Source organism: Staphylococcus sp. EG-SA-2 (assembly GCF_017152085.1).
The window spans coordinates 1-3,625 of the sequence record NZ_JACYHC010000534.1 but is presented as its reverse complement, the minus strand read 5'-3'; the positions used below and the strand labels follow the sequence as shown (position 1 = coordinate 3,625).

The following is a 3,625-nucleotide window of genomic DNA, read 5'->3' as shown; positions in this document are numbered from 1 at the left end:
GGTTTTACTGTTCGTTCAAACATTTCATCATTTTGCATAATATTCATTTCCTCCGATAATAAAAAAATCTCTTTACATCAGTATATGTAAAGAGACAAAAAGTGTGACAAGTTGCTACAAGTCATTTTCGTCCATAGAAATTGACTTATAGTTGTCGAACATGAGGGTATTATTAGATAAACAAGCATATGAAAACTTATTTATCATTCAACTCCCCCACCTTTTTCAGTCTCTCGTACTGAATTAAAAGGGGTATTATTTAATTATAACTGCATTTCTTTGATCCATTTCTTCTAAATAGACACTTACCGTTTCCTCTTTAGAAGTAGGTATATTTTTACCAACAAAATCTGCTCGAATTGGTAACTCACGATGTCCTCGATCAACCAAAGCAGCTAAACCAATTTTAATAGGTCTAGCATTTAGCAAAATAGCATCAAGTGAAGCACGAACCGTTCGACCAGTATACAGCACATCATCAATAATGATGACTACTTTATCTGTAATATCTGTGTCGATGTCTATTGCGTCTTTTGTCGTAAGTGATGACATGTGCTCTATATCATCTCTAAAGTATGTAATATCAATTGTTCCAGTAGGTATACGTTGTTGCTCAATTTGATGAATTTTATCTTGTATACGATTCGCTAAATATTCACCTCTTGTTTTGATACCTAAAAGAATTAAATTATCAGTACCTTTGTTATACTCCAAAATTTCGTGAGCGATTCTCGTCACTGTACGTTGTATTGCGGCATCATCCATTATAATACGTTCAGACATATTCTCACCCTTTCAAAATTTAGAAACAAAAAACCTCATGTCTTTAATATCGACATGAGGTTTAGTATATACAATCAGCCTATTTACATAGAAGAATCGTAGTATTACTACTTATTCTTGCATATGTGAAAGTGTTATGATCATTTTAGTATATATCTATATTTTCATGTCTTTGACGTCTCTCTGGACGCTCAATTAAAGACTCTTTATGTTGTACTTAAACTGTTATAAGGATAATACTAATCAGGCGCTTTGTCAATCTATATTGAAAAATTAACCGATCTCAGTAAAAATGTTAACCTTAATCTATTTTATAATGTGTTTTCATTTTAAAAAAACGAAAACGATAAATACTTATAGTTTACATAATAATGTTATCGTAATTATAGCACAACACAATTATGCATCTCTTTTTCGAATTGTATCTAATAAATCTTCAAAGTCTTGTGGTAATTCAGCATGTCTTTCAATATATTCACCTGTTACTGGATGTTCGAATCCAATAAGTCCAGCATGTAGAGCTTGACCACCAATATCCAATGTCTTTTTCGGTCCATACTTTGGATCACCAACTAATGGGAAGCCAATATATTTCATGTGCACACGGATTTGATGCGTACGTCCTGTTTCAAGTTGACATTCAACAAGCGTATAATCTTTAAAATGTTCTAGTACGTTAAAATGTGTCACTGCTTCCTTACCATCATCAACAACAGCCATAGATTGACGATCATTTTTGTTTCTACCAATTGGCGCATCGATTGTACCGTAATCATGAGGAATATTCCCGTGAACTAAAGCGATATATTTTCTTTTAACAGATTTATCCATTAATTGTTCTACAAGCCCACGATGAGCAATATCATTTTTAGCAACCATTAATAAACCAGAAGTATCCATATCTATACGGTGAACAATACCTGGACGAATTTCTCCATTAATACCTGACAAATTTTTAATTTGATACATTAAACCATTAACTAATGTATTGGTATAATGCCCTGGTGATGGATGAACTACCATGCCTTTCGGTTTATATACAACTGCAACATCGTCATCTTCATAATAAATATCTAAATTTAAATTTTCAGGTAGAATATCAGTTTCAACCACTTCTTTTTCAGTGACAACTATATGATCATTAAGTTTCACTTTATAATTAGATTTAACAACTTTATCGTTTGCAACGACTAAACCTGCTTTAATCCAATCTTGTATCTGGTTACGAGACCAATCATTATTTAATTCAGGCAGCAACTTATCTACACGCATACCTGTTTGTTCTTTATCTGTAATGTTAAATTCATAAGTCTCCATTACTTAACCTCCTTCTCCTTTTTATTGGAAGTATCCTTTAATAAGGCAATAATAATTAATATTACACCAATTGTTAAACTTGAATCTGCGATATTAAATATTGGAAAATCATAACCAAAAATATTTGTATCAATAAAGTCAACAACTTCTCCTGTTAAAATTCTATCAATAAAGTTTCCAAGTGCACCTGCAAAAAGTAAACTAATAGCAACTTGCATAAACAAATTATATTGAGCATCTTTAATAAAGAAATATACTAAGGCTATTAATATAATAATGGTAATAATAAAGAAAAATGTCATTTTTCCACTCAATATTCCCCATGCAGCACCATTATTTCGATGTGATGTTATGTTTAAAAAGTGCGGTATCACTGCAAATGAATCTCCAATTTTCATTGTAGTAGCTATAATATATTTAGTAACTTGGTCAAATATAACGACAAATACTGCTATTAAAATGGAAGTGCCAATAAAATATTTTTTGTGCATTTTCGTTCCTCCAATCAATCGTCCATGAGACAACTCTTTATATTATAGCTTACACCTGCTAATAAAAAAAGTAAGCATATTACATTAAATCTAATGTTACTCACTCAATACTTGATAAACTACTATGTTTTGACATTAAAAATTAGGAAAGCAGGCTGGGATATTAAGTTCTTAGGCAATTTAAAAAAGCAGTTTTCTATTAATTATTTGATAGAAATCAGCTTTTTTGATATGTATTTTATAATGTACAGCTCGTTGAGCTGCTATTTTCCTTATATTAAGTGCCATTAATACAAAACCTAGCTCTCGTTTAACTTTATTTATTCCTCGAACTGACATTCGAGTGAAACCCAAAATAGCCTTCATAAATCCAAAAACAGGCTCTACATCAATTTTTCTTTGACTATAGATTTTTTCGTTTCTGGTTCAGAAAGCTTTTGATTAATTTGGGCTTTAAAGTATTCCCAATTATAATTCTTCATAATTTTCTTATTGGATTTCGAATTTGGCTTCATGCATTGATGTCTCAAAGAACATGATGAACAGTCATCACATTCATATAGCTTGAAGTCACGTTTAAAACTATATCTATCATTACGGTATGCATATCTTTTAAAACCTATTCTTTTGTTATTAGGACATATAAATTCATCGAATTCGCTATCAGATATCGTTTCAACAATTTCATTAACATATCGCGTATTATCATTTTGAGGAATTCTAACAGAAGTTTCTATTGGTAGTGTAAGTTGGGTCATGTTATAATTTTTATACATAAGGCACCTCGTTAATTTAGTTTAGTAGTATTTATTAAATTATACGAAGGGATCCAACACAGAAAATTTATTTTATTGAATTTTACATTTATGTGCAAGTTGGGCAAAGTGTCTTATTTTTTTAAAGTATTTCAAAGTAAAATTACACGTTAATACGTAGTATTAATGGCGAGACTCCTGAGGGAGCAGTGCCAGTCGAAGACCGAGGCTGAGACGGCACCCTAGGAAAGCGAAGCCATTCAATACGAAGTATTGTAT

Annotated in this window: 3 protein-coding genes and 1 pseudogene; all 4 read right to left on the bottom strand. The window is 31.2% G+C overall.

Features of this window, described 5'->3' with window-relative positions; translation table 11 throughout:
• Positions 1-255: 255 nt before the first annotated feature.
• Complete coding sequence (pyrR, locus tag IDG60_RS08890; RefSeq protein WP_000003870.1) at positions 256-783, bottom strand: bifunctional pyr operon transcriptional regulator/uracil phosphoribosyltransferase PyrR; 528 nt, start codon at positions 781-783, stop codon at positions 256-258.
• A 399-nt stretch (positions 784-1,182) separates the two neighbouring features.
• Complete coding sequence (locus IDG60_RS08885) at positions 1,183-2,100, bottom strand: RluA family pseudouridine synthase (protein ID WP_103182724.1); 918 nt, start codon at positions 2,098-2,100, stop codon at positions 1,183-1,185.
• A complete protein-coding gene (gene lspA / locus IDG60_RS08880; protein ID WP_000549204.1) occupies positions 2,100-2,591 on the bottom strand; it encodes a signal peptidase II in 492 nt (163 codons plus the stop codon). The genes IDG60_RS08885 and lspA overlap by 1 nt, the downstream gene beginning before the upstream one ends.
• Positions 2,592-2,771: 180 nt before the next feature.
• Positions 2,772-3,244: pseudogene (locus IDG60_RS08875) on the bottom strand (transposase); the annotation flags it as partial.
• Positions 3,245-3,625 lie beyond the last annotated feature (381 nt).